The sequence below is a fragment of the Corynebacterium sp. HMSC074C03 genome (assembly GCF_001838285.1).
Taxonomy (GTDB): domain Bacteria; phylum Actinomycetota; class Actinomycetes; order Mycobacteriales; family Mycobacteriaceae; genus Corynebacterium; species Corynebacterium amycolatum.
The window spans coordinates 1-23,278 of sequence record NZ_KV836220.1 but is presented as its reverse complement, the minus strand read 5'-3'; the positions used below and the strand labels follow the sequence as shown (position 1 = coordinate 23,278).

General features: G+C 60.9%; 18 protein-coding genes and 1 pseudogene. 4 read left to right on the top strand and 15 right to left on the bottom strand.

What is annotated here, in order from left to right:
• Positions 1-38 precede the first annotated feature (38 nt).
• The 15 genes and pseudogenes from HMPREF2847_RS06230 to dacB form a co-directional block, all read right to left on the bottom strand.
• A complete protein-coding gene (locus tag HMPREF2847_RS06230) occupies positions 39-2,234 on the bottom strand; it encodes a PhoX family protein (protein ID WP_070851855.1) in 2,196 nt (731 codons plus the stop codon).
• A 247-nt stretch (positions 2,235-2,481) separates the two neighbouring features.
• A complete protein-coding gene (panD, locus tag HMPREF2847_RS06225) occupies positions 2,482-2,904 on the bottom strand; it encodes an aspartate 1-decarboxylase (RefSeq protein ID WP_016421480.1) in 423 nt (140 codons plus the stop codon).
• Between the two features lie 314 nt (positions 2,905-3,218).
• Positions 3,219-4,160, bottom strand: a pseudogene (gene panC / locus HMPREF2847_RS06220) (pantoate--beta-alanine ligase); the annotation flags it as partial.
• A gap of 97 nt (positions 4,161-4,257) precedes the next feature.
• Entirely contained in the window at positions 4,258-5,178 is a 921-nt protein-coding gene (locus HMPREF2847_RS06215; protein WP_070851853.1) for a Rossmann-like and DUF2520 domain-containing protein, read from the bottom strand.
• A 64-nt stretch (positions 5,179-5,242) separates the two neighbouring features.
• A complete protein-coding gene (locus tag HMPREF2847_RS06210) occupies positions 5,243-6,514 on the bottom strand; it encodes a DUF6779 domain-containing protein (protein WP_070851852.1) in 1,272 nt (423 codons plus the stop codon).
• On the bottom strand, positions 6,511-7,017 hold the full coding sequence (locus HMPREF2847_RS06205) for a DUF3180 domain-containing protein (protein WP_038626653.1): 507 nt from the start codon (positions 7,015-7,017) through the stop codon (positions 6,511-6,513). Before HMPREF2847_RS06205 ends, HMPREF2847_RS06210 begins: the two co-directional genes overlap by 4 nt.
• 2 nt (positions 7,018-7,019) lie before the next feature.
• Positions 7,020-7,532: a 2-amino-4-hydroxy-6-hydroxymethyldihydropteridine diphosphokinase gene (gene folK, locus HMPREF2847_RS06200; RefSeq protein ID WP_070437807.1), complete on the bottom strand. Its 513-nt coding sequence runs from the start codon at positions 7,530-7,532 to the stop codon at positions 7,020-7,022.
• A complete protein-coding gene (gene folB / locus HMPREF2847_RS06195; RefSeq protein ID WP_070851851.1) occupies positions 7,529-7,933 on the bottom strand; it encodes a dihydroneopterin aldolase in 405 nt (134 codons plus the stop codon). Before folB ends, folK begins: the two co-directional genes overlap by 4 nt.
• A 5-nt stretch (positions 7,934-7,938) precedes the next feature.
• Positions 7,939-8,880, bottom strand: a complete 942-nt coding sequence (folP, locus tag HMPREF2847_RS06190; protein WP_070601142.1) for a dihydropteroate synthase — start codon at positions 8,878-8,880, stop codon at positions 7,939-7,941.
• Between the two features lie 86 nt (positions 8,881-8,966).
• On the bottom strand, positions 8,967-9,542 hold the full coding sequence (gene folE / locus HMPREF2847_RS06185) for a GTP cyclohydrolase I FolE (RefSeq protein WP_070851850.1): 576 nt from the start codon (positions 9,540-9,542) through the stop codon (positions 8,967-8,969).
• Between the two features lie 9 nt (positions 9,543-9,551).
• Positions 9,552-12,263, bottom strand: coding sequence for an ATP-dependent zinc metalloprotease FtsH (gene ftsH, locus HMPREF2847_RS06180; RefSeq protein ID WP_070851849.1), 2,712 nt, complete (start codon positions 12,261-12,263; stop codon positions 9,552-9,554).
• Positions 12,264-12,532: 269 nt separating this feature from the next.
• Complete coding sequence (gene hpt, locus HMPREF2847_RS06175) at positions 12,533-13,117, bottom strand: hypoxanthine phosphoribosyltransferase (protein WP_070566002.1); 585 nt, start codon at positions 13,115-13,117, stop codon at positions 12,533-12,535.
• Between the two features lie 122 nt (positions 13,118-13,239).
• The gene (gene tilS, locus HMPREF2847_RS06170; protein ID WP_246821966.1) at positions 13,240-14,313 is read right to left on the bottom strand and encodes a tRNA lysidine(34) synthetase TilS; all 1,074 of its coding nucleotides are present in this window, start codon (positions 14,311-14,313) and stop codon (positions 13,240-13,242) included.
• A gap of 10 nt (positions 14,314-14,323) precedes the next feature.
• Positions 14,324-15,604 carry an amidase family protein gene (locus HMPREF2847_RS06165; protein WP_070851848.1) on the bottom strand — a complete coding sequence of 427 codons (1,281 nt, stop codon included), beginning with the start codon at positions 15,602-15,604 and terminating at the stop codon, positions 14,324-14,326.
• A gap of 48 nt (positions 15,605-15,652) precedes the next feature.
• The gene (gene dacB / locus HMPREF2847_RS06160) at positions 15,653-17,131 is read right to left on the bottom strand and encodes a D-alanyl-D-alanine carboxypeptidase/D-alanyl-D-alanine endopeptidase (RefSeq protein WP_246821964.1); all 1,479 of its coding nucleotides are present in this window, start codon (positions 17,129-17,131) and stop codon (positions 15,653-15,655) included.
• A gap of 124 nt (positions 17,132-17,255) precedes the next feature.
• Here dacB and HMPREF2847_RS06155 point away from each other — a divergent pair, with 124 nt between their 5' ends.
• From HMPREF2847_RS06155 to HMPREF2847_RS06140, 4 genes are all read left to right on the top strand, one after another.
• Positions 17,256-17,729, top strand: coding sequence for an inorganic diphosphatase (locus HMPREF2847_RS06155; protein ID WP_005510088.1), 474 nt, complete (start codon positions 17,256-17,258; stop codon positions 17,727-17,729).
• 152 nt (positions 17,730-17,881) lie between these two features.
• Positions 17,882-18,178, top strand: coding sequence for a rhodanese-like domain-containing protein (locus HMPREF2847_RS06150; RefSeq protein WP_049171913.1), 297 nt, complete (start codon positions 17,882-17,884; stop codon positions 18,176-18,178).
• A gap of 157 nt (positions 18,179-18,335) precedes the next feature.
• Positions 18,336-19,190 carry a MarR family winged helix-turn-helix transcriptional regulator gene (locus HMPREF2847_RS06145; RefSeq protein WP_070851846.1) on the top strand — a complete coding sequence of 285 codons (855 nt, stop codon included), beginning with the start codon at positions 18,336-18,338 and terminating at the stop codon, positions 19,188-19,190.
• Positions 19,187-23,233 carry a Pls/PosA family non-ribosomal peptide synthetase gene (locus tag HMPREF2847_RS06140; RefSeq protein ID WP_070851845.1) on the top strand — a complete coding sequence of 1,349 codons (4,047 nt, stop codon included), beginning with the start codon at positions 19,187-19,189 and terminating at the stop codon, positions 23,231-23,233. The genes HMPREF2847_RS06145 and HMPREF2847_RS06140 overlap by 4 nt, the downstream gene beginning before the upstream one ends.
• Positions 23,234-23,278: the final 45 nt, after the last annotated feature.

Genomic DNA, 23,278 nt, shown 5'->3' with positions numbered 1-23,278 from the left:
TAGCCGACTACACCGCCGACCTGCTAGTTGAGTGCCCTTTAGACACCAATCTTCTTACCATCAGTGCGTACAACCTGAACGACTGCCGGGCGTGGCTGCTCCTTACCACCGTCCGGCCAGTGCGAGGTCGGGTTGGTGGTCGGGTCCGGGTTGTCGCCGACCGGGTGACCCTGATCCGTCTCGATTTCGCCCGGGTGCTGGACGTTGACCATCACGCGGTTGGAGAAAATCTGCGGACCACAGGTCTCAGCAGCAACCGGAACAGTCAGGAAGCACTTGGTCTCACCACGACGCTCGCCTTCGACAGCAACGGCGAACAGGCCGTCGTTGGAGTCCAGGGCGTTGCCGTCTGTGGAAACCCACAGGTTGCCGTACTCGTCGAAGGTGACGTTGTCCGGGCAGGAAATTGGCGAGACCGATTCCTTGTCGAAGCCACCGAAGTAGGTGTAAGCCTCGTTCGGGTCACCGCAGACCAGCAGAAGGTTCCACTTGCCCTTGGTACCAGCGTGGTCATCTTCCATCTCCAGAACAAGGCCATTCTTGTTCTCGGTGATTGGTGCAACCTCAGTCGCACCCTCATAGGGGCGCCCTGCACCGTCAGTCTTCTTGGCGGCCTTGTTGTCCTGGGCCTTGCCAGAGCTATCCGGGCTCGCCTTACCACGGTACTTGTTGTTGGTCAGCGCCGCGTAGATCTTACCGGTCTTCGGAGACGGCTCGATATCCTCCGGGCGGTCCATGCGGGTCGCACCGACCTTGTCACCGGCGATGCGGGTGTAGATGCAGACCTCTTCGGCGGTCATGCCATCAACGTGGGACTCGTGCTTGCCGTCTGCCTTGGCGGTCATCAGCGGAAGCCACTCAATGTCACCGTCGAAACGGCCGTCCTTCGGCAGCTCACCGGAGCCGTCAATCTCGGACTCGGAATTACCGTTGAACTTACCGACGTAGAGAGTGCCCTCGGACAGAATGCCCATGTTGTGCTTGAGGTCCCCCTCCTTAATCTTGCGGGAGGAGACGAACTTGTAGATGTATTCGAAACGCTCGTCGTCGCCGGAGTAGCACACGACCGTGCCGTCGTCGGTGACGTAAATCTGACCGGCTTCATGCTTGAAACGGCCCACTGCGGTGTGCTTGACCGGGGTGGAGTTCGGGTCAGATGGGTCAATCTCTACCAGCCAGAAGAAGCGGTTCGGCTCGTTCGGCTCCTTGGAGACATCGAAGCGGTCGTAGTACTTCTCCCACGCGCGGTCGGACAGCTCTTCATTCTTGACCGAGTAGCGCTTGAGCTTCTTAACTGCGTCCTCGTCCTTGAGCTTGCCAACGTTGCCGAAGTACTGGTCAACGTTCTCCTCACCGGACAGGTAGGTACCCCACGGAGTAACACCACCGGAGCAGTTGTTCAAAGTTCCCTCGACCTTCATACCGGTCGGGTCAGCCTTGGTCTTCAGCAGATCGTGACCAGCAGCCGGGCCGTCAACTGTGAATTCGGTGAAGCCGGTGATACGACGGTTACGCTTGTCGCTCAGAATCGGCTTCAGGAATCCCTTGTCATCCTCTTCCACAGCAAGGATGGTCTGGCCGTGGGCAGCCAGTCCGATGTCGACCTGCTCCTTAGTGGCATCTTCTTTCTTGTAGGCACGGAACATCATCGGCTCGGTGGTGTACTCGTGCGAGCAGACGTACAGCAGTGTGCCGTCTTCAGCCTTAATCAGGCCAGCGAAGTCATTGTTGAAGCCGAACTGCTTCAGCTGGTTTTCCGGAGTCTGCTTGTCAAAGTCGAACTCCGGCCCACCCTCGTGGATTGGGTCGCCCCAGCGAATCAGAACATTCTGCTCGTAGCCGTCCGGGATAACGACTGCGTCTTCCGTGTTCGGCTTGACGGCGTCGAAACGCATACCCTCCGGCGATTCGCCCTTGCTACCGTCACCGGCAGCAGCGGTACCGGAGGCGTCGGAGCCACCTGCGGCGCTGCCCGAATCATCAGAGGAGCAAGCGGCCAGCACGGCGCCACCGCCGACCGCAAGAGCACTAGCACCAGTGACCTTCAGTGCCGCGCGACGGGAGAATGCGCGCTGGGAGAACGCCTCCTTCGCAACATCACCGAAGTACTGGTTGTCCGAGAACTCGTTCGGAGCATCGTCAGCACAGGCATTACCACACTTGTAAGTGCAGGTCAGAGAGCTGCGAGAGGTAGCAAAAGGATTTGTCAGCAGATTCTTGCCAATACGAACCACGGGGAGACCGCCTTTGTATAGCTTCGACTAGGTGAGGAAATGGAAAACTAAAACTTTTAGATCCTCTAAGAAGCTAAGGACGTTGCGTTACCTTTCGGTTTCTAAAAATCAACTCGCCAATGAGCTTTAGCTGACGGTCTAATGACTTGCGCTTTAACGCAAAGTGAACACCCTGGTGTTGTGGTTCTCCAGCTCGACTCTTCTCTCCAACTACGCAGTCGAGCCCCAGCTCTGCGGGCTACGTGGACTAGCCCTGGTTCTCCGGGCTACGCGGATTCTTCAAATCAGAACCCTCCGGCACATCCGCCGGGTCATTGCCACTTTCCAGAATCTTGTTGTCCTCATCGACGAAGATGACATTCGGCTTGTACGTACGCGCCTCAGCGTCATCCATCATTCCGTAGCCGATGATAATAACCAGATCACCCGGCGATATCAGACGAGCGGCGGCACCATTGATGGAAATGATGCCCGAGCCGCGCTCTCCGGTAATGCAGTAAGTAGTAAGCCGGTTGCCATTATTGATATCGACGATGTCGACGGCTTCACCTTCAAGCAGGTCGGCCGCTTCCATCAAATCAGCGTCAATCGTGCACGATCCAACGTAGTGAAGATCAGCCTGAGTCACCGTGGCGCGGTGAATCTTGGACTTCAACATAGTGCGAAACATGAAAAAGGTAGGTCCCTTCCTGGATTTGTCCCCTGGATGCTTGCCTACCGCGGCACCCCTTAGCGTGGCAGGTTATGAGTCGGCACACTATAATACGACAACTTCCCAGCCACGAGAAACTACTTCTAAAAGCCGTCCTACTCGCTGTCCTGCTCAACGCCAAAGCCAGCGTTCTTCAGAGTTTCTCTGCTGGACTCATCTTTCAGACGAGCATCTCGAGCAGCACGAACCTTTTCCTGCAGCTCAGCCAACTCAGCGGCCTCTTCCTCAGTCAATTCGCCGTCCAGCCCCGCCGCCGACAGAGCCGCCGACGCAATTTCGGCGTCCTTCTGGCCGAGCTGACCGAAACCGTTTGCCGAATCCGGGCGCGGCGCACCCAGAATCAAGCCAACATTATCAATGAGACGAGTAGTGCCGACCTTCGCAGCAACCAGCAGGCGAGCTTCAGTCTCCTGGCCGTCGCCGCGCAACGCCTCGTCGGAAAGCGGGGCGAGCGCAGCGTCACGCAGCTCCAAGTAATCCAACTCGACTTCAGGCTGGCTGGCGAGCACACCACGCGCGGTTTCCAGCACAGCATCCGCACCACGGTCCGCGACAAAAGCACCGGCAGTCAGCGCAGCGGACAGGGTTACTGCGAGATTGCGCTGCTCCTCGGACAGGTAGCGGTTGCGGGAGCTCATAGCCAGCCCATCGGCCTCGCGGATCACTGGCACACCGTGCAGCTGCACCGGCATATTCAGATCAGTGACCATCTGCTGCATCAGACACAGCTGCTGGTAGTCCTTCTCACCAAAAACGGCATCAGTGCAGTTGGTAATGTTGAAAAGCTTGTTAACCACTGTCAACGCACCGGCAAAGTGCCCCGGGCGAGTAGCACCTTCAAGCTCCGAAGCCAGCGGCCCCGGCTGCACCGTCGTGCGGAAACCGTTGGGGTACATCTCCTTCGCGTTCGGAGCAAAGACCAGCTCAGCACCGACAGCGCGGAGCTTCTCCACGTCTTCATCCAGAGTCCGCGGGTAGGCGTCAAAGTCCTCCCCCTCACCGAACTGCAGCGGATTGACGAAAATCGACACCACCACAACAGCGCGCGGCAGTGTCTTCGCGGCCTGTACTAGTTCAAGGTGCCCCTGGTGTAGCGCACCCATCGTAGGTACGAGCACCACCGGCCGTCCGGTCTTCCGCAACGCACGGGTGACCTGCGCGATTCCCGCAATAGTCCTGTGAACAGTTGTCTCTCCGGCGGTATACCCCGTCATGTTTCCTCCGCGTTCAGATCTACCGGACCAAACTTTTCGTCCGACGGCAATACCTTACGCCACATCCCGGATGACCAGAACAACCAGTCCGCTCAGCTCATCGGCGTAGGTACCGCAAAACCTCGTTGGCACCGCGCAGCTCGGCGATACGCTCGGCAAGGGCCAGGTAGGCGGCTCCCATTTCCGGCGCCACCGCTTCAATTTCACGTTCATGCTTGACGACGGTCCCAAGGTCGTCCCGCGTCACCGGGCCAGTCAGCCCCCGGGAACCCCACCTCAAGGCATTGTCCAATGAAGCTTCCAGTAGTGGGCGGAGCAGCTCGGCGGCCTGACCTCGACGCAGCTCAGCTAGGTCGGTGTCTTCGGCTGCCGCATCTCCGCCGATAGTGGTTGCCAGCATTTCTACCGCATCGACCACGACGGCGCCGAGACCGTTTGAGCCGTGGGCCATAGCCGCGTGATAGAGGCCGCGGTGCCGTTCGTTGATGAACACCGGACGACCGCCGAGTTCACCAATGAGCAGTTCACTGACTGTTTTCGCGAGCTCATCCCCGACCGTGATGCCCCATGGGCAACCGGTCAGGAGCTCGGAGTCGTCGTCAAGCCCTGCGAACGTCATTGCGGGATGGGCGGCGATGGTCAGCGCACCGGTGAGTGCGACCGGATCGAGCACGGCACGCCCGAGGGATCCTGAAGTATGCATGACGATACGTCCGGGGCCGACGTGGCGGGCAACGTCCTCGGCAACCTCGGCGATGGCGCGATCCGGCACAGCGATGACGATGAGCTCGCAGGTGGAAGCTGTGTCGGCAATGCTACTGACCTGGGCGTTCGGGAGGCGTAGATGCGCTCGTGTGACAGATTCCGGTGAGCGCGCGACCACGTGAGTGACACGATGCCCACAGCGCTCTAACGCCTGGCCGAGCGCGACCCCGACTTTTCCGGCAGAAATAATCCCCACCGTCAACCGCGGAGCGGTTGTCCGATGGGGATGGGAATCATGCTGGCTTTGCGTCATGACTGACTAGGTTAGACCAAACCAGCTATGTGCGGTGAGTAGGCCGCGCATACGCAGCCGGCGGCTAGGCTTCTTCGTCCTCGCGCTGCTCCCTCTTCTTGCGCATCTGCGCCATCAGCTCGGCAACCGTCAGGCTGCCCTTGTTGTCCTCAGCACGGCGCCGACCGTGGCTTGCAGGCTCCTGCGCAGGCTCTTGCGCCGTTTTTTGAGCTGGCTCTTCTGCGAGGTCCTCATCGCGAATGGCCTGCAGCTGGCGAGTCGGAGAGTCCGAGGCATCGTCCGATTCCGGCGCAGCGAATGGATGGCGTGCACCGTGTGCCTCGTGAGCGCCACCCTGAGAATCATCCTCTGCGGCATCCTCGGCCGGGTTTTCCTGCCAGTTGATGGCACGGAAAGAGTTAGTGGAGAACTTCTCCTTGGAAACGGTTTCATCATCCTTGGAATCGGCGACTTCGTGGACGTCAACCGGCTGGCCAGATGGCGAGAATGTGCGGCGCATGTCGGTGGCCTCGGCATCTTCAACCGGCGAGCCGGAGGAAGCGGAGCCCGTGCCGCCGTGCTGAGTATGAGCGCCGACAGTGCCGTTAGCGGTCATCTCAGCGCGGTGGGAAGTCGCGCGTGGTGTCGGCCGGTCGTGACCAGTCGGGTCCTTCATCGGCGAGGCCTGCTGTGGCGAGTCGAGCTCACGCAGACGCTCGGCCTGGGCGCGAAGAGCAACTTGCTCGTCGTCGAAATCCTCCCCCATGAACTCAGCAAGCTGGGCACGCAGTGCAAAGACCTCAGCGCGTAGCGCCGCAATGTTGTCATCATTGTTGCCCTCAAGCGAATCCAAGTAGTTCTGCTCGAGAATCAGTTCCTGCTCACGGTGAGTGGCCAGCTCGCGGTCAAGCTCCACCTTGTGCAACTCTTCGATAGTCACCAACCGCTTGCGCTCCAGCGCAATGGTCTTGCGGTATCGAGTCACCAGCACAGCCCCGATAACTGCCGACCACAACGCCAGCAGCACGGCAACCTTCATCCAGCCGGCAGAGCTGGCAAAGAGCATGACGATACTGGCAATCACCGCGAGCACCAGCAGCACAACCATGAGAATGACGGCGGTTTTCTCCGTCATACCATCGGTAGAACTAAATTTCGTCACATCATTGCTCTGCTCATCTGCATATGCCGCATCAGCCCCGGAGTTAGCCCCAGCGGAGTAGCTTTCGAAAGCTGAAGAAGGCGACGGGGACGGAGACTCAGCCATATCCGACGAAGTAGCTGCCGCGTCGCTCTGAAAATATGCGGCATCACCCGAGCGCTTCGGGTCATTACCGGCGTTGGAGAGGTCAGTCATAACTCCCACCCTACCGAGTTAGTTCCCATTTCCCCGCTAGGAGGCGAAGAATTTTCGCCATCAGTTGGCAATTGGCAAACTTTTTCCAGCCACAGCCCCGCCGCAGCGAGCAAAATGCCGGATACTGTGCCGACAATCATGATCGGCCCGTCGGCCTGTGCGGCCGCAAGCTCCGTCCACTTCGGCAAGGCCCACAGCACGCCACCGGCGTACAGTCCTCCGAGAATCGCACCCAACCACGCGGATGCCGTACCGACCACCAACCATCGCGACAACGTTAACGGCTGCACCTGGCTGCGATCCTGCCCGACCTTCGCCTCTTTCAGTACCGACTTAATCCACCGCGCTGCCGCCACACAGACGGCTGTGAGCAGCCAGGGAAACCCCAGGTCCCACCAACTTCGCGGCCCGAGCGCACCGAAAAACTGTGCCAGGATCATCCATGACGCCAGCGCAAGAACCAGCGCAGATGCTGCCAACGTAATCGGTGAGGTCGGTTTCATCTCTAGGCCCCTTCTCCATCCGCGCTGTCTGCGAGGCGCACCGCGTTTACGTCTTCAGGTGCCAGCTTATCGACGAGTTCCGCGACCCGAACTCCCTCCAATTCGGCATCCGGGTCGGCATCGAGCCATGGCACCAGCACAAAGGCACGCTCGGTTGCCCACGGATGCGGCAGGGTCAGAGTCGAATCGTCAGAAATAATCTCCTCGCCGGATTCCTTGTCGATGACCTGCACAATGTCCACGTCGAGCGCCCGCGGCCCCCAGTGAATTTCACGCACTCGACCAGCGTCATTTTCCAGTTTCCAACCAGCTTCCAGCAGCTCCATTGGTGTCCGGCGCGTGTCAACAATGAGTACGGCGTTGAGGAAGTCGCCCTGCTCTACCCCACCCCAAGGCGGGGTGGCATAAATTTTTGAGGCTGCGACCAATTCATCGGCGAAGAAGTCCTGCACACCTGTTAGGTTTTCTCGCGCGCGGTCCATGTTCGCGCCGATAGAAAGTACTGCGCGAATCATGCCAACCGCTTCTTCCGCGAACGGCGGGCTGTCACCGCAGCGTCATCGAAGTCGAGCGGAATGGGCGCATGTGGTTTGTGAATGGTCACTTCCACCGCATGCAACAGTGGGGACAATCCGCGTTCGGCGCGGCCATCGTCGTCGGCAAGCACTGCTTCGGCGATCTCGGTCGCGACTGTTTCGATGAGGTTGCGAGGAGTGCCGGTCAAAATCCCGTGCGCTGTGGCTGCAATGTCGGCGTAGTTGACGGTGTCGTCCAGCTCATCGCTCGCAGCAGCACCGGAGAAATCCAGCCACAGGGTGACATCACAGATGAAGTCCTGGCCATCCCGGCGCTCGAAGTCGAGACAACCGTGGTAGCCGTGGGCTTTCAGACCTTTGAGTTCAATGCGATCAGCCACTGTGTTTACGCGTCTCCTTCCAGAGTCGACTCGGCTGGCGATTCCGCAGCCGACTCGTCGTGCTGCGCAGCGCGGTTAGACCCACCTTCCGGATAGTCGCCGGCCGCTGTGTAACCGGTCAGTGAACGTCCAAGGTTCCATGCCTGCGCCACACGCACTGCGTCGAGGTTGTCGGCCACATTGTGAACTCGAACCGCCCATGCGCCCGCCGCTGCGGACAGCGCGGAAATTGCGGTAGTCGCGGCATCAGCCTGCTTTGGTGCGCGTGCCTCACTGCCAACGGCGGCGACGAAACGCTTGCGGGAAGCACCGACCAACACGGGGAAACCGAGGTCAATAAGCTCCGGCAGGTCGTGGAGGAGCGCCCAATTGTCATCGGCGTTTTTGGCAAAGCCCAAGCCTGGGTCGAGGACAATATTTTCCTCGACGATTCCGGCGCCCATGGCACCGTCGACAAGCTGAAGCAGGTGCTCACGGACATCGGCGACAATGCCGTCCGGGTGAGTTTCGGCGCGCCCAGAAGCGGAGCCAAAGCGATCGGTCTTCCAGTGCATCAGACAGATGGGCACATCGGCATCGGCGCAGACTGCGTACATGTTGGGGTCTGCGAGACCGCCGGAGACATCGTTGATGAATACCGCCCCCTCGGCGATTGCTGCCTCTGCGACACTTGCGCGCATTGTATCGACGCTGATCAGGTGCCCGCTTGCCGCGAGCTCGCGGACCACCGGCACGACCCGGGCAATTTCCTCATCCTCGGAAACGCGGTGTGCGCCAGGGCGAGTGGACTCGCCACCGATGTCGAGAATATGTGCGCCTTCAGCGAGCAGCTCGTGCGCATGGGCAATCGCCGCGTCGAAGGTCTTGTACAGGCCGCCATCGGAAAAGCTGTCCTCGGTGACGTTGACAATGCCCATCACCTTGCAGAGCTGATTCTCGACACCCATCTCCGCCTGCTGTCCTGCCTGCGCTTGCAAGGGGGATTCAGTCACCTTGTTGTCCAGCCTTTCCAATCGACCATTTAACTGTTGCGTTAGCTCTTGCGGATCAGCGCCATTGCCTCTGCGCGCGAACGGGCATCCGTCTTGAAGCCACCGCGGACGGCTGACGTCACCGTGCGCGCGCCCGGCTTGCGGATACCGCGCATGGCCATGCAGAGATGCTCCGCTTCAATAACGACAATCGCCGAGGCCGGATCCAGCCGCTCCACCAAGGCATCCGCAACCTGACTGGTCAGCCGCTCCTGCACCTGCGGGCGCTTCGCATAGCCATCGACCAGACGAGCGAGCTTCGACAGCCCGGTCACGCGACCGTCTTTACCCGGAATATAACCAATGTGGGCAACACCGAAGAACGGCACCAGGTGATGCTCACAGGTCGAGTAAATCGGGATGTCCTTGACCAAAACGAGTTCCTGGTGATCTTCATTGAAGGTCTTCGCCAGCACCTCAGACGGATCCGTGAACAGGCCCGAAAAAACCTCACGGTAGGCTCGCGCCACTCGCGCCGGTGTCTCCTTCAGGCCTTCCCTGTCGGGATCCTCACCGACGGCAATCAGCAGTTCGCGAACCGCAGCTTCGGCTCGCTCCTGATCGAATTCGCGCTCCATGATGTGTACTTATCGCTCCTCGTTGGTGTCCGGCTTGTCCTGCCAGGCGCTGTTGTCTTCGTTTCGCTTGACGACGCCGTCCTTCTCCGAATCGTGCTTTTGTGCACCCTTGTCATCGGAGTTGTCGGCACTCTTCGCGTTAGCCGAGCGCTCCGGGTATTCCGGCTGCTCGTTATCCGGCAGGCGGAATCCGCGCAGCTCCTGTTGCTGTCCCGCCGACGGCATAACCGTAGTCGGGGTGGTGTCGCTGCCGGAGTTGTCCTGGCGGTGACGCCCGCTGTGTCTGCCCCACGGCATTTTTGGCGGAGCCGGGATATTTGCAGGGCCGTTGCCACCGCTATTGCCGGCGCCGCTGTTATTGCCGCCGTCACTACCGCTGCTAGCTGCACCGGTAGCCTTCGAGCCGGAGTTCGGGGCGCCTGCCGGATAGTTAGCAGTGCCCGGGTGCTGGCCGCGGGGGCTGCCCTGGGGACTCTGCGAACCCGGCTGGCTCTGCCCCTGCGGGCGAGGAGCCTGCGCCGGGGCCGGTGCCGGAGCCGACCCATGTGCACTGCCCGTATCCTTCGGCGGCCAACCCGGTGCAGTCCAACCAGCCGGCGGTGGGGTGCCACCGTAGACCGGAACATTCGGTCGGTCCTGCTGAGTTCCCGGCAGACCCGGGGCACCAGCATTACCAGCACCAGTGGAGCCTGCTGGCCCCTGACCATTGCCGTTGTTGCCCGCGTCCTGGTTCTCCGGTTCGCGGCGACGCACCGGCGCGAAGATGTTGACACGCTTCGGCGGTTCCTCGCCGCGCTCGATTGCCAACTCCACCGGTGTCTTCACCGGCTCGCGGCCATCGGCCGGGTGTTTGGTGTCGCTATCGAAGAAGTTCAGACGCTCACGCGGAACGACATCGGTGAAGATAACTTCCAGATCCGGACGACGCAGGGTCTCCTTCTCCAGCAGTTTCTCAGCCAGAACATCGAGAGTGTCGCGGTTTTCCTTCAAGATGGCATAGGCCTCGTCATGAGCCTTATTGATCAGCAGACGGACCTGCTGATCAATTTTCGCCGCCACATCTGGCGAGTAGTCCAGAGTGCCGCTGCCACCACGGCCGACGAACGGATCGCCCTGCTCCTCGCCGTACTTCACCGGGCCGAGCTCTGGCGACATGCCGTACTCAGTCACCATGGCACGAGCAATCTTGGTGGCCTGCTCAATATCGGCAGAAGCACCGGTCGTCGGCAGGCCGAAGACCAGCTCCTCGGCAGCGCGACCGCCCATGGCGAAGACCAGACGAGCAAAAAGCTCTGGCAAGTTGTACATGCCCTTGTCGTCCTCGGGGACGGTCAGCGCATGGCCACCAGTGCGACCGCGAGCCAAGATGGTGACCTTGTAAACACGCTCGATGTCCTTCAGCGCCCACGCAGCCAGCGTGTGGCCACCCTCGTGATAGGCGGTGACCTTCTTCTCCTGCTCGGAAATCACCTTGGAGGTACGGCGTGGACCGCCGATAACTCGGTCGACCGCCTCTTCCAGCGCATCCGCAGTAATGATGTTGCCGTTGACGCGAGCGGTCAGCAGCGCCGCTTCGTTCAGCACGTTCTGCAGATCAGCACCGCTCATACCGGCGGTGCGCTTGGCCAGCGAGGTCAGGTCCGCGTCCGGCCCCAGCGGCTTGTTCCGGGCGTGGACCTTCAGAATTGCCTCGCGGCCCTTCAGGTCTGGTGCACCCACCGGAATCTGTCGGTCAAAACGGCCCGGGCGCAGCAGCGCCGGGTCGAGAATATCCGGACGGTTGGTTGCAGCCATGATGATCACACCCTGGCGGTCACCAAAACCATCCATTTCCACCAGCAGCTGGTTCAGGGTTTGCTCACGCTCATCATGGCCGCCGCCCATACCGGCACCACGCTGGCGACCGACGGCATCAATCTCATCGATGAAGATAATGCACGGGCTGTTTTCCTTGGCCTGATTAAACAAGTCACGGACACGGGAGGCACCGACACCGACGAACATTTCGACGAAGTCCGAACCCGAGATGGTGTAGAAAGGCACTCCTGCCTCACCAGCGACGGCGCGGGCCAGCAAGGTCTTACCGGTACCGGGAGGACCGTAGAGCAGAACACCACGCGGAATCTTCGCGCCGAGCTCCTCGTAGCGAGCTGGGTGCTGCAGGAAATCCCTAATCTCGTCGAGCTCCTGGACGGCCTCATCGGCACCAGCAACATCCTCGAACGTATTGGTCGGGGTCTCCTTGTTCAGCAGCTTGGCGCGATTGCCACCAAAGCCGAACATGCCGTTCTTGCCGCCTTGCATGCGGCTGAAGAAGTACATGATGACGAAGAAGAAGATCACCATCGGTAGCAGGAAGCCCAAGGTGGACATCAGGAAGGAATCCTGCGTGACCTTGGTATCGAACTTCTCCATGCCCTTGGCGGCAGCGACCTTGTCAAAGACCTGGTCGGTCGCACGCGCTGGATACTTGGTCATCACCTTCGTGACGTCCTCAGTACCCTCGATCTCCACGCCCTTCTTCAGGGTGAGGCGAATTCGCTGTTCGCGATCGTCAATCTGAGCTTCCGTGACATTGCTCTTATCCAATTGGGTCAGGGCAACGGACGTATCCACCTCGCGGTATTCCCGGGAATCATCCGCCAGCTGAGTAATGGCAAAGAGGATAATCAGGATGATGCCGGCAACGGTGGCAAACCGGAACACCTTTTTCTTGTCCATACAGTGGGTTCGCTTTTCGCTCTCTACATCTATTAGTTGCTTTTATTAATTGTACGCATCAACGAGTTCTTCTCGAAGACACATCAATGACACAACGTGGGGCCAGGGCTCATGGCACCTGACCCCACAGTAGGCATAACGCATCGCAACCGAAAAAAGTTTCCAACTCCTACTCTTCTTAGCTGGAACACAGCTAGAACAGCGTGAGGGTGCGCGCGCAATGCCCGTCGTAAAGCATCGGCACTGTGCAATAAGCGCCGAAGACAGACCTAGCCCTGGTAAACGCGCGGGTGCAGCGTGCCGACATACGGCAGATCGCGGTAGCGCTCGGCGTAATCCAGGCCGTAACCGATGACGAACTCGTTCGGAATGTCGAAGCCAACATCCGCAACGTCTAGTTTGGTGCGCACAGCCTCCGGCTTACGCAGCAGCGTAATGACCTCCAGGGAGCGCGGATTACGGTTGCGCAGGTTCTTCATCAACCAGGACAGGGTCAGACCGGAGTCAATGATGTCCTCAACGATCACGACATCGCGTCCCTCAATATCGCGATCCAGATCCTTCAAAATACGCACCACGCCTGACGACGAGCTGGAGTTTCCGTAACTGGAAACCGCCATAAACTCCATCTGGCTGGGAATGCTGAGCTGACGGGCGAAGTCAGTCAGGAAGAACACCGCGCCCTTGAGCACTGCGACCAGAATCAGATCGCTGTCGGCATCCTTGTACTTCTCATTCACACGATGCGCCATCTCGGCAATGCGAGCATGCAGCTCCTCTTCGCCAATGAGAACTGCCTCTACCTCATCGCCGTAGGGGTTTGCGGGGACGTTGAAATCCTTCACATCATGCATCGCATTTCCTTTCCGCACTTCTATGGCGGCGTGTCGATGGAGCGTAACTGCCCCAGTGCAAGTTCAGGGTTAAGGCAACCGATAGTTCTCAGCCGCCGGAAGTTGGACTGCGGCACCTTTTCTTAAGACACCGCGGGACGATTCATTACCAATTGTAGAGTGCCATCTTTTCGCTCAACGACCAACCTGGCATTTCTGTCAGCACCATCGCGACCACGGGTCACCGGCACTTCCCCCTGGCCGTGATAGCGGTGCACGAGAGCCATAACCATGTCGATCTGTTTACTGCTGGGCTCGGCACCCGCTTGCCTCAACCAACGAGCGAGGACGCGCACCGCGATGGCGTCGTCAAGCTCAGCGACCCCTCGCACAGACAGGCTCCCGCTTGCCGACGCCACTTCCTCCCCCAGCAGCGCATCCAGAGCCGACTCGGCGTGAGCGTCCAAAAAGTCATTGTCGACTGCTGCAATCCCCGCAGTCTTAGCTAGATTTTCCGCAACTCCCGGCCCCAGCTCCTGCTCCAGCAGCGGCAAAATCGTCTTTCGAACCCGGACGCGGGCGTAATGGTCGTCCTGGTTGTGTGGGTCGTGCCAGACCTTTAAGCCCAGCTCTTCACAGCAGCGCTGAGTGTCGGTGCGTCGCACACCGAGCAGCGGACGCAGAATCCGAGTCCCGTCCGACCACGTGAGATTGTCTCGGATAGCGGACAGCGCCTGCGGGCCGCCCCCTCTGGCCAGTCGCAGCAAAACTGTTTCCGCCTGGTCGTCCAACGTGTGGGCGAGCATCAGTGCCGCACCTCGAGATTGGGCGATCTGCCGTAGGACTCGGTGTCGAGCCAAACGCGCCTCGTATTCGGGACCGCGGTCGGAATCGTTATTGATATCGACCGCGATAACCTCGGCCGTAGCCCCCATCCCTCGAGCTATGTGGGCGGCGCGCTCAGCGACTTCTGCAGAGCCCTGCTGAAGCTGATGATCAACGACGACGGCGTGAACGTTGCGGCCGGCCAGTGCCCCCTTGGACCCGAAAGCTTCCGCACAGGCCCCGGCGGTCAGGGCGAGCGAATCCGCACCGCCGGAAAGCCCAATGACGATACCGCCGCCCAACTCCTGCCCCACCTGCGGCACTATCGCGCGGACAGCTTGCCGAATGATGAGGAAATGAGGGCTGCTGTCCGGCCAAAAAGGTCTAGCCAACGTGGAAGGTTTAGCCAACGCGTCCACCACTTGCGATGGTCTCCATCGCCGTGAGCAGAATTCGCTCCTGAGTCGGGCGCGCAATCAGCTGCACCGGCAATCCAGAAGTCGGCTCCACAACGATGCCGGCCGGGAATCCCAGGTAATTCCACGTCGAAACGTAAGGGGTGAAGCGCAGATTGGACAACAGGTTCACAATCCAGGGCATGCGATGCCATGCGCGGATCCGCGGTGGATTCTTGGCCAGAGCCGGAGTAATCAAGATGGTGTCACCCGGCAGCTCACGCTCGATGCGGGCGCCATCGCGTGCCACTTGGCGGCCATTGATTGTGAAACGCAGCAAGCGCCCAATGCCAGCGTGGACTCGGTTGCGCCACTCCAGGTGATCCGGGCACGGCTCGTCACGAAGCTGATCTGCCACCCCTGCGGTCCAGCGCGCGAGCATCGGCAGCGGGTTCAGTGGGTACGGCATGTTCTTTTCCGTGACGGCAAAGCCCTTGTCCGCGAATACTCTCGCCGCCTGTTGTGCCGCATCGACGTACTCCGGTGCAGCCTTTAACCCGAATACGGGCGCAGTGGTGTCCACGCTGACGGCGAAGTTTTCAGGCAGGGTCTTCGCCGGATCCTCCGCATCCACCATGCCATTTGTGAGGATCTTGGTAATCAGGCGCAAGTCCTCGTTGTTGACTGTGAGCACCCCTTGGACAGACATTCCGTACCAGTCATTGCCGCCCACGCGCCCCGGCATTGTTCCCGGGGTCGCCTTCAGGGTCGAAAGCCCGCAGCACGCTGCAGGGATACGCAGTGACCCCATGCCGTCGTTGCCCTGCGCAAACGGAACCATCCCAGCGGCGACAGCCGCTGCGGATCCGCCGGAGGACCCACCCGGAGTGTGCCCCGGCAGAATCGGATTATCGACGGCCAGCCCCGGAAGCGTCGTCGTCCCCCACGTACAGAACTGCGGATTCACCGTAGTTCCCACCGCGATTGCACCGGCACTAGTCAACTGCTGGACAAACGGGTTCTCTAGAGCAGTGTTTTCCTTCAGCGCGAATGGCACACCTGCGAGCGGCAACTCCGAGAGGTTCTCGCTGTGCTCGAGTTCCCGCGCAGCCTGCAGAGCCCCATCCGCCCACACTTCACGGAAGGCATGAATCCCTCCATCCAATCTGGCGATAGCGTCGAGACTGCGCTGCACGCTGTCCACCGGGCTTAGCTTTCCCTCGCGAACCTGTGCGGCAATCTCGTGAACGGTGGGCAAGTTCCTAATCGCGGAAGTGTGAGAGGCCATTGCGGATTCATCTCCTCAAATTATTTTCAGTGGTAAATGAATCTCAGTTTAGATATCTGCCAGGGCGCTCGCTGCCTTATCGGACGCAGCTCTTGCCGGCAACAGGCTCGCCTCGTTGGAAATCAGTGCGAATGTCAGCACCTGTCCCGACTTCGTCACCACATACCCCGCCAACGCCGAGGCTTTATTCAGCGTGCCAGTCTTCGCACGGACGATGCCCGCCCCGGACTGGCCGGCAAAGCGCGTCGCCAGAGTGCCGGACACCGCCGCCACCGGCAGGCTATCCAACAGTGGGCGCAAGGACGTGCTTTCCGACGACTCCTGTGACTCCCCCAGTCCCCCCTGCTCGGCCGATTCCACCGGACCCGCGGCGGAATTGAGCACCTCGGAAAGATGCTGCGGAGAAATACGGTTATCCGTGCTCAGGCCGCTGGAGTCCGACAGCACCGCACCATCGAGAGGAAAACCGTGCTCCGCGAGAGTGTCACGCACGGCACGTGCGGCCCCCTCAAAGGTCGGCGGCAGACCGCGAGAGATAGCCACCTCACGGGCAATGGACTCGGCGAGCACGTTGTCGCTGTAGTTCATCATCTCGTGCACACGGGTAACTAGCGGAGCCGACTGCACGAGCGCAACAATGTCTGGGTCCAGAGGTAGTGACTGACCATCCTTGGCTGCATCCCTCAGGCTGCCTCCGTTTTCCGCACCAAGCGCCTTGGCCAGCGCATCAGCTGCATCCGCAGCGGGCGTGGCGCTGCGCTGCGATTCTTCATTCGTCGGATCGATACGACCGGCGTCCATCATCACCGACTCCACCGGTGCGATGTAGCCGTCCTCCAGCCCCGCACGCTCCCAGGTCTCGTGGAAACTCTCGGTGAATAGAGAGTTGTCGAGATAGACCTTGCCGACCCCCTCCGGAATGACCACGGAAATCTTTTTCGCCAACTCAGCGATTGAAGCCGAGTCCTGGAAGAACCCTTCCCCGTCCTTGCTTAAGGTGGGGTCGCCCCCGCCGTGCAAAACGATGTCATTAGTCCCCGTAACCCGTGAGACGCGGGTGGAAACCCGATGATCTTCACCTAAGTCCAACAGTGCGGCAGACGCGGTGAGAATCTTCATGCTGGACGCCGGCAAGGCCACCGCGGTGTCATTGACCCCCCACAGTTTCTGGCCGGTCGAAGCATCGCTGACAATTCCATGCAGCTCACCGAAGGCTGGATCAGCCGCAGCAGCGTCCATGATGGCGCTGACTTTTTGGGCCAGAGTGCCGTCGTCAAGCGAAGACTGCGCAGCCGTCACGGGAACAGAAGCATGACTGACGGCGGGCGGCGCATCGACCACAACCTGACGATTGTTATTGACGACAACCGCTACGCCGCTGCCCGCTGCGATAACGAGAACACCGGCGATGGCACCGCCGATTTTCAGTCCACGCGACTTCTCGGACTTGCCGGATTTTACGGAACTGGGCGATTTTTGCGTGCCCTTAGCGGCGGTTTTGGAGCTGTCAGAGTCGGTACTACCCACGGTCACAAACACCTTCTTCCTGGAAACAAAACCTCACTTAAGGTGCACAAATAAACGGTTTTGAGCGGGTTTCGCATAAGATAGCCGTCAGAGAAGTGTACACCGATTATAAGGAGTCATCGCCGTGAGCGTTGAGGTCACTATTGAGATCCCGAAGGGTCAGCGCAACAAGTACGAAGTCGACCACGAGACCGGCAAGGTCTACCTCGACCGCTACCTGTTCACCCCAATGGCCTACCCGGCCGACTACGGCTTCATCGATGAAACCCTCGGCGAGGATGGCGATCCGTTGGACGCTCTCGTGATTCTGCCGGAGCCGGTTTTCCCGGGCGTTATTGTCAAGGCTCGTCCGCTCGGCGTTTTCAAGATGACCGACGAGGCCGGCGGCGACGACAAGCTGCTGTGCGTCCTGGATGATGTCCGCTTCGACCACTACCAGGACATCGATGATGTCTCCCAGTTCACCAAGGACGAGATTGAGCACTTCTTCGTCCACTACAAGGACCTGGAGCCGGGCAAGGAAGTTTCCGGTTCGGGCTGGGGCGACAAGGCTGAGGCTGAGCGCATCCTGGCTGAGGCTATCGAACGCCACAAGTAAGAGCCACAGTTAAGAATTGCGCTGACCAACCCCCTTCCTGGGGTTCGCCCCTTTGACGCAGTTCCTGTGATTCAGCGCTACGGCCGTCGGAGTTTTCCTCCGGCGGCCTTTGCGCTTCCGGCGATAAGGCCAGATTGCGTATAGTGCGCACTATGGAAACCGTAAACGTATCTGAAGTACCCGAAGACGCACAGATCATTGATGTCCGCTCACAGATGGAGTGGGATGACGGCCACGCCACCGGCGCCATTCACATCCCCATGGAAGAGATTCCGTCCCGCTACGGCGAGCTGGATCTGGATTCCGACATTTACCTGATGTGCCGCTCCGGTGGACGTGCCGCTCAGGTTTCTTCCTGGTTGGAGAAGAACGGTATCGACACCATCGTCATCACCGGTGGCATGATCGACTGGGAGCACTTCGGCCGCCCGATGGAGAAGGCCAACTAAATCAACTACAACTGCCCTGCCTACCTGCAGGGCAGTTTTTCATTTATTTACCCACCCCAAAGCACCGACCTTCTAACAATCCGCAGGCAAACAGAGGCATTATTAGTTGGCCATGTCCCATTATTGATGGTTCCCCAGATTGTCTAGTATGGGAAGTATGTCTGATTCATCCGTACTTTCCTCGGCGGACTCCGCCGACGCCAGCGGTGGTGTGGCAGCCGACGTAGGCGCGAAGGTGCCTGCTGTCGACGCACAGAGCGGCACCAAGACGAAGAAGGCTCGCAAGGGGGCGAAAGCCAAAAACAAGGCCAGTGCTAAGGCCAGAACTAAGTCCAAGTGCAAGCCCGGCTCCGCAAGCGAACCCGCCGTCGCACCGGCGGCCCTGCGCAAATCCGCGTCCTGGTGTCTAGCACAGCTCGACGCGGCTGTCCGTACCAGTGTCAACGCGGCCCTTGGCCGCACTCAGATTGAGTCGATTTCCATCCGCGGGTATTGGGTTCTGGAGGCCATTGCCGATGGCGGCGACATGGCTCAAACCGAGCTGAGCGCACTGCTCGGCATGGACCGCTCTGACATGGTTCGCCTAATCGACTCTCTGGAGTCGGCAAATCTAGTCGAGCGCACCCGGGACTCCAAAGATCGTCGCCGCCAGCTCATCGCGCTGACAGAAACGGGCAACACCACCCGCGCATCTCTGCGACGCTCACTCCGCAGAGCCGAGCGCGCCGCCGTCGCCGAATGCGCACCCGAGGTACGCGCACTGCTTGCATCGCTTGCCGACGACTCCGCTGCAAGCCACGAAAATGACACCGGTACTCCGCTTTCTGACAATGCCGGCGCGAAGAATCCTGAGACCGCTACCCCAGGGGCCACGGCCACTGAGACAGACACCAAGGGCATGGCGGAGAATAAGACGCAGGCGACGTCGTCAAGCGATGCCCAGCGTCCTAAACGGAAGAAGTCGAAGAAGAAGAAAAAGCGCAAGAAGAATAAGAAGGGGGCTCTCAAGTGACAACCACTGAAGCGAAGTTCCTACGCACTACGGAACAGCCGCTTGAGCGCACACTCATTGACATTGTCCGGGCGACCGCGCGAAGGTTCCCTGAGGCTGAGGCCATCGATGACGGCGAGGTTGTCGTCACGTATGCGGAATTGATCAACGAGATTGATTCCACAGCTACGTGGCTCTACGAACAGGGCATCCGTCGCGGCGACCGCATTGGTGTGCGGATGCCGTCGGGAAGCCGCGAGCTCTACCTGGCAATTTTGTCCATCATGGCTGCCGGTGCCGCCTACGTTCCGGTGGATGCGGACGACCCCGACGAGCGTGCCGAAATGGTCTTCGGCGAGGCCGGTATCGCCGGTTACTTCGATGCTGAAGGCCTACATTTGGCTGGCTCTACGGCGCGTAATCGCCCCCGCCCGCTGGACTCCGACGCCGACTCCGACGAGGAAGAGACGGAACCGACGCCGCCGAGCGCACGCGAGATCATCTCGCAGGAGCCCACTCCTGACGATGACTGCTGGATTATTTTCACCTCTGGCTCCACCGGTAAGCCCAAGGGCGTGGCGGTCACCCACCGCAGCGCCGCCGCTTTTGTCGATGCGGAGGCCCGCTGGTTCTTGGCCAACCACCCGGAAGGGCCGCTCGGCCCGGACGACCGCGTTCTCGCCGGCCTGTCCGTCGCCTTCGACGCCTCCTGTGAGGAAATGTGGCTGGCCTGGCGAAATGGTGCCTGCCTGGTGCCGGCCCCGCGTTCGCTGGTGCGCTCCGGTGTGGACCTGGGCCCATGGCTGATTTCCCGCCACATCACCGCTGTTTCCACGGTGCCGACACTGGCCGGCCTGTGGCCCGCCGAGGCACTCGACAGCGTGCGCCTGCTCATCGTCGGCGGCGAGGCCTGCCCGCAAGAGCTGGTCGAGCGACTGTCCACCCCAGAACGCGAAATGTGGAACACCTACGGCCCCACCGAGGCCACCGTCGTGGCCTCCGGCATCGAGCTGAAGCCTGGCAAGCCCGTGACCATTGGTTTTCCTCTGGACGGCTGGGACCTCACCGTTATCGACGAGGAGGGCAACCCCGTCCCACCGGGCACCAAGGGCGAGCTGGTCATTGGCGGTGTGGGGCTCGCACGATACCTGGATCCGGAGAAGGACGCCGAGAAGTACGCGCCGCTGCCAGCCCTGGGCTGGGAGCGCGCGTACCGCACCGGCGACCACGTCATCATGGATGAGGACGGACTGTACTTCACCGGCCGCGTCGACGATCAGGTGAAAATCGGCGGGCGCCGTATTGAGCTCGGCGAGGTCGAGGCGCACCTGGCTGCCCTCCCCGGCGCTACTCAGGCGACTGTCGTGGTGCAGAAGACCGGTGCTGGCGACTCCATCCTGGTCGGCTACGTCGGCGCCGGTGGCGACGCCGCAGCCATGGACTACGACAAGTGCATGGACACTCTCCGCGATGCCATGCCAGCCGCGATGGTGCCACGCCTGCACATCATGGATGAGCTGCCGGTTCGCACCTCCGGCAAGGTCGACAAGGCGGCGTTGCCGTGGCCACTGCCTGCACGTGCGGGTGAGGGCGACGTCGACAAGCTGAACCCTGTGGAGAAATGGCTGTCCGATATCTGGGCGGACGTGCTGTCCGTACCTGCGCCCGGCGCGGCCTCGGACTTCTTTGCCCTGGGCGGCACGTCGCTGGCGGCGGCGAGCGTCATCGCGCGCATTCGTCAGCGCGCCCCACAGGTCGCCGTGCGCGATCTCTACGACCACCCGCGCCTGGGCAATCTCGCCGAGGAACTGGTCGCGCGCGGTTTCATCAGCGACGACATGCTTGCCGACGACGCCAGCGACCCCACCGCTCACCTGGAAAAGGTGCCCGAGCCGACGCCTGTCTCCCGCAAGACCCGTTGGGCGCAGGTCGGCTTCATGGTGCCGCTGCAGTGGGCACGTGGTATGCGCTGGGTAACGTGGCTTGCGATTATCAACTGGGTTATCGGCGGGCCGCTGGCACTACCAGGCTGGTTGGTGGCTGTACTGGCCGTGTTGTTCCTGACCCCGCTGGGGGTTATGCCCATCAACGCGGCGACGACACGCCTGCTCACGCGCAACATCACCCCGGGCGACTACCCGCGTGGCGGTTCGGTGCATCTGCGCCTATGGGCGGCTGAACGCCTGGCAGAGAGCTCCGGCGCCCACTCAGTGGCGGGCGCTCCGTTCGTGCTGTGGTATGCCCGCATGCTGGGTGCCCGCATTGGTAAGGGCGTGAATCTGCACGCGCTGCCGCCGGTGACGGGTCTGGTCAAACTGGATGATTACTGCTCGATCGAGCCGGAGGTAGACCTGTCCGGATACTGGGTCGATGGTGATGTCGTCCACGTCGGCGAGGTCACTATTGGCAAGCACGCCCGCATCGGTGCCCGTTCAACGCTGCTGCCCGGCGCGCGTATCGGCAATGACGCTCACATCGAGGCGGGTTCCACCGTCACCGGTGAAAAGAAGGTCAAGGCTGGTGCGCGCTGGTCGGGTTCCCCGGCTCGCAAGGTCGGCCGGTCCAAGCACCGCTTCCCGGAGGAAGTCCCGCCGGCGCGTCGCCACTGGGTGGCTATCTACGGTCTTACCGCCGTCTTGCTGACGCTGGTGCCGCTGTCCGCTGCGGTCGCGATGGCTGCTGTCATCGGTTGGGGCACGGGACTTATCGACGGCACCACCGAGCTAACCACCTCGAATCTCTGGCCAACGCTGGGCAGCGCCGTGCTGTGGGCTATTCCCGCCACCTTCGTCGGTGTTGCGGTGTATGCCCTGCTGACGCTGATTCTCGTGCGCCTGTTCAGCATCGGCCTGAAGCCGGGAGTGTTCCCGGTGCGTTCGCGCGTGGGTTGGCAGTCCTGGGCGACAATTCGCCTGATGGATGCTGCTCGTCACGATCTGTTCTTCATCTACGCTTCCATGCTGACCCCGCTGTGGCTGCGTGCGCTGGGTGCCCAGATTGGTCGCGACAGCGAGGTCTCCACCGCGATTGGTATTCCGAAGTTCTTGCACGTGAAGGACGAGTCCTTCTTGGCTGACGACACCATGGTCGGCAGCTACGAGCTCGGCGGCGGTTGGCTGCTGGTGGGCGACTCCCGCATCGGCAAGCGCGCCTTCCTGGGCAACTCCGGCATCACGCTTCCGGAGCGCAAGCTGGCGAAGAACTCGCTGGTGGCCGTGCTGTCCTCTACTCCGAAGAAGACCAAGTCCGGTTCCAACTGGTGGGGTTCGCCACCAGAGCGCATGCGCCGTGTGGGCACTGTCTCCAGTGATGAGTCGGCTCAGACCTACCGTCCGACTACGGGGTTGAAGGTCGCCCGCGGCATCGTCGAGACACTGCGCGTCCTGGCACCGATGGTCTCTCTCATGCTGGCGACGATCACGCTGTTTAGCCTGCAGGGAATTGTTATGTTCACCGCGGAGCTGGTCACTGCAGGTGGCGTTGGCGCTGCCCTGCTCGGCCTGGTGGTTGCGTGGCCGCTCTCCCCTGCCGTGCTACTGATTGTTGGTGTGCTGGGGCTGCTCATCACGGTCGTGGCCAAGTGGGTGTGCGTCGGCAAGCACAAGCCGGGTGATCACCCGCTGTGGAGCAAGTTCGTCTGGCTCAATGAGCTGCAGGATACGTTCGTCGAAATGGTCGCCGCGCCGTGGTACCTGAACCCGGCGATGGCCACCGGCGGCATCGCACGCGCAATGCGACTGCTCGGCGCGAACGTTGGCCACGGTGTGTGGCTGGAGACGTACTGGCTGCCCGAGACCGACCTTGTCACAATCGAGCGGGGCGCTTCTGTCGGCCGTGGTTGTGTCGTTCAGACGCACCTGTTCACCGACCGCGTGATGACGCTCGACACCGTCCACATCGGACACGGATCCGTGCTCGGACCGCACTCGGTCGCACTGCCGGCATCTGTGCTTGACGACGGCTGCCGCGTCGAACCCGGTTCCCTCGTGATGCGCGGTGACCATGTTCCTGCGCACACCTCCTGGCGAGGTAACCCAATTGAGCCAGTGGTGGCCAAGAAGTAGCCCGGATTGAGTGGGGGGGGTGTCCCTATGTTTTTGTCAAGTGCC

Bases quoted from the DNA above. Each gene is read 5' to 3' on its own strand.
- panD (WP_016421480.1), bottom strand. From the start codon at position 2,904: ATGTTTCGCACTATGTTGAAGTCCAAGATTCACCGCGCCACGGTGACT.
- HMPREF2847_RS06215 (WP_070851853.1), bottom strand. From the start codon at position 5,178: ATGACGCAAAGCCAGCATGATTCCCATCCCCATCGGACAACCGCTCCG.
- HMPREF2847_RS06210 (WP_070851852.1), bottom strand. From the start codon at position 6,514: ATGACTGACCTCTCCAACGCCGGTAATGACCCGAAGCGCTCGGGTGAT.
- HMPREF2847_RS06205 (WP_038626653.1), bottom strand. From the start codon at position 7,017: ATGAAACCGACCTCACCGATTACGTTGGCAGCATCTGCGCTGGTTCTT.
- folK (WP_070437807.1), bottom strand. From the start codon at position 7,532: ATGATTCGCGCAGTACTTTCTATCGGCGCGAACATGGACCGCGCGCGA.
- folP (WP_070601142.1), bottom strand. From the start codon at position 8,880: ATGGGTGTCGAGAATCAGCTCTGCAAGGTGATGGGCATTGTCAACGTC.
- folE (WP_070851850.1), bottom strand. From the start codon at position 9,542: ATGGAGCGCGAATTCGATCAGGAGCGAGCCGAAGCTGCGGTTCGCGAA.
- ftsH (WP_070851849.1), bottom strand. From the start codon at position 12,263: ATGGACAAGAAAAAGGTGTTCCGGTTTGCCACCGTTGCCGGCATCATC.
- hpt (WP_070566002.1), bottom strand. From the start codon at position 13,117: ATGCATGATGTGAAGGATTTCAACGTCCCCGCAAACCCCTACGGCGAT.
- HMPREF2847_RS06165 (WP_070851848.1), bottom strand. From the start codon at position 15,604: ATGGCCTCTCACACTTCCGCGATTAGGAACTTGCCCACCGTTCACGAG.
- HMPREF2847_RS06150 (WP_049171913.1), top strand. From the start codon at position 17,882: ATGGAAACCGTAAACGTATCTGAAGTACCCGAAGACGCACAGATCATT.
- HMPREF2847_RS06145 (WP_070851846.1), top strand. From the start codon at position 18,336: ATGTCTGATTCATCCGTACTTTCCTCGGCGGACTCCGCCGACGCCAGC.